This window comes from Pseudoalteromonas sp. S2721, from assembly GCF_005887425.1.
Classification (GTDB): domain Bacteria; phylum Pseudomonadota; class Gammaproteobacteria; order Enterobacterales; family Alteromonadaceae; genus Pseudoalteromonas; species Pseudoalteromonas simplex.
In genome coordinates this window covers 1-296 of sequence record NZ_PNCZ01000048.1, presented here as the reverse complement: position 1 = coordinate 296, position 296 = coordinate 1, and the positions used below count along the sequence as shown (strand labels likewise).

The following is a 296-nucleotide window of genomic DNA, read 5'->3' as shown; positions in this document are numbered from 1 at the left end:
ATACCATTCCGCTTAAATATTTGATCTAATATAGGCTATATAAAATCACTGGTTATTAACATTGAACCCAAACATATCTGAACAACTTTTAGCGCTTTCTCGTAAAGAACCAAACGCACGAAAACGCATGCGATTGCTTGCAGTGTCTTTATTTTATGAGGGTAATAGCCGAACCGATATTGCAAAACGTCTAAACTCTGCAAGAAGTAGTGTGAATAAATGGGTTTCTAGTTACCTAGAGTATGGGCTTGATGGTTTAGACAATAAGCCTATTCAAGGACGTCCATCAAGGCTGC

At 37.8% G+C, this 296-nt stretch carries 1 protein-coding gene; it reads left to right on the top strand.

What is annotated here, in order from left to right; translation table 11 throughout:
* Positions 1-61: 61 nt before the first annotated feature.
* On the top strand, positions 62-296 hold a 235-nt coding region (locus CWC02_RS16880; protein ID WP_138619498.1), incomplete at its 3' end, for a helix-turn-helix domain-containing protein.